Source organism: Eubacterium ramulus ATCC 29099 (genome assembly GCF_000469345.1).
Classification (GTDB): Bacteria; Bacillota; Clostridia; order Lachnospirales; family Lachnospiraceae; genus Eubacterium_I; species Eubacterium_I ramulus.
Genome location: NZ_KI271090.1, coordinates 1 through 1900, shown reverse-complemented (window position 1 = coordinate 1900; position 1900 = coordinate 1). Strand labels below are relative to the sequence as shown.

3 protein-coding genes are annotated in these 1900 nt (G+C 42.7%); 2 read left to right on the top strand and 1 reads right to left on the bottom strand.

Going from position 1 to position 1900, the window contains the following annotated elements:
* Both HMPREF0373_RS02405 and HMPREF0373_RS02400 read left to right on the top strand, forming a co-directional pair.
* A partial coding sequence (locus HMPREF0373_RS02405) for a hypothetical protein (RefSeq protein ID WP_021737977.1) occupies window positions 1–222 on the top strand: 222 nt, incomplete at its 5' end.
* Window positions 167–625: a vWA domain-containing protein gene (locus HMPREF0373_RS02400; protein ID WP_167618607.1), complete on the top strand. Its 459-nt coding sequence runs from the start codon at window positions 167–169 to the stop codon at window positions 623–625. The genes HMPREF0373_RS02405 and HMPREF0373_RS02400, both read left to right, overlap by 56 nt.
* Here HMPREF0373_RS02400 and HMPREF0373_RS02395 read toward each other — a convergent pair.
* Window positions 626–1900, bottom strand: a 1275-nt coding sequence (locus tag HMPREF0373_RS02395) for an alpha-amylase family glycosyl hydrolase (protein ID WP_021737975.1), incomplete at its 5' end; no start/stop codon positions are given.

The window sequence follows — 1900 nt, the reverse complement described above, 5'->3', positions numbered from 1 at the left end:
GTTAAAAAGAAACTCAAAGCTAAAGTTACAGAACGGAAAGAGCAGCTAATCTTCCAAGCACAATGCTCTACCGATAAAGATATGACAAATCTATCCAAGAAATATGACCAGATGAATAACAATCTTGATATCCTGGATTCTCAGGACATCTCGCTCCAAAAACAGCTTGAAAAAGACGCCGCCGCTTTCCGGGAAGAAAAATTTTACAGAAAAGAAATGTGATCGGATCTTCCATTATTATGCAACCGGATGGAACAGGGATGGTCTTGCCCTCAGTGAGGCGGCAGAGCTTTTGCAGCTTCTACCATCTCCTGCAGACAAACATCTCCTTCTCATCCTGACAGATGCAGCACCTAATGACAGCCAGCGTATTCTTCCTTCAGAAAATGCTCCTTTCGGATCTGCTTACGAAGAACATGCCACCATCAAAGATACTGCAGCAGAGGTAAGAGCGCTTCGCAAAAACGGAATTCATGTATCCGCCGTTTTTATGGGAAACGATGGCGAAGTGACAAATGCTAAACAGATTTACGGAAAAGAATTTACCAGGATCCGCCAGATTGATCAGCTTTCAAAAGCAGCTGGACATCTGATTCAAAAAGAGATCCGGGAGTTATATAGTTAGTTACTTGTGGTTTTCCAGCTCCAGAACAACCACTTCACAGCTCCGTAAATTCAATGAATCCTTTTCACAATCTACCGTTCCATCTATACGGTTCGATAACCATACTTTTTCGATTTCGCTCTTCAGTTTGATTGTTGCAGCATCCTTTCCGAAATTAGCAGCCACAAGAATGCACTTGGATTCATCTTTACGGTAAAATGCCATGACTCCGTCCACATTTTCATATTCCGGAAGAAATTCTCCATAGGTAAATACTTCTTTCAGTTCATCCGATTTACGCAGTGCAACCAGTTTGCGGTAATAATTCAAAACTGAATCCGGATCCTGTTCCTGAGCTTCCACATTCACGTCTTTAAATAAAGGATTTACCTTTAACCATGGAGTTCCTTTTGTAAAACCGCCATTTTCCCCGCTCGTCCATTGCATCGGTGTTCTTGCATTGTCACGGCTCATACGGCTGCATACTTCCAAGGCTTCCTGATCCGATAATCCCGCTTCACGGGCAGTATGATACTGGTCTTTTGTACTGATATCATCAAATTCCTCCATGCTGTTCCATTTGGCATTTCTCATACCGATTTCCTGCCCCTGGTAAATGAAAGGAATTCCTCTGAGGAGAAGGCTTATGGTACCAAGCATCTTGATTCCGTCCGGTGTCTGAGCGTAAGATGGCAAAAATCTGGATGCCCCTCTTGGCTCATCGTGATTTTCAATGATATTCGCCTTAAAGCCATACTTCTGTGTTTCTAATTGTGCCTGAATGATCGTAGCTCTCCATTTCGCAAATTCCAGCTTCGGAGCATCATACCATCCATGTTCTCCATCAGTGAGCGTATGGGCGCTAAAATCAAATATCGTTGAAAAATGACCGGTTTCTCCAATAAATTCCGGTAATTCATCCGGTTTCATGTTAAATACTTCTCCGACTGTAAAGGCATCATACTTTTCAAAAGTTGATTTTTTCAGATCTTCCAACAGCTTCCCTACTCCGTCTACACTTTCAACCATCTTCCAGCAGCTTGCCAGACCATCTTTCCCATCCGGTGCAAAATCAGGAAAGTTCAGATCCTTCTTAATGTTTATGATCGCATCGATTCGAAAACCGGAGAGACCTTTTTCCAGCCACCAGTTGATCATTTTGTACAGTTCCTGCCGTAACTTCGGATTTTCCCAATTCAGATCCGGCTGTTCCTTTGCAAACATGTGAAAATAATATTTGTCCGTTCCCGGTACCTTTTCCCAACAGCTTCCTCCAAAATAGGAACGGTAATTGCT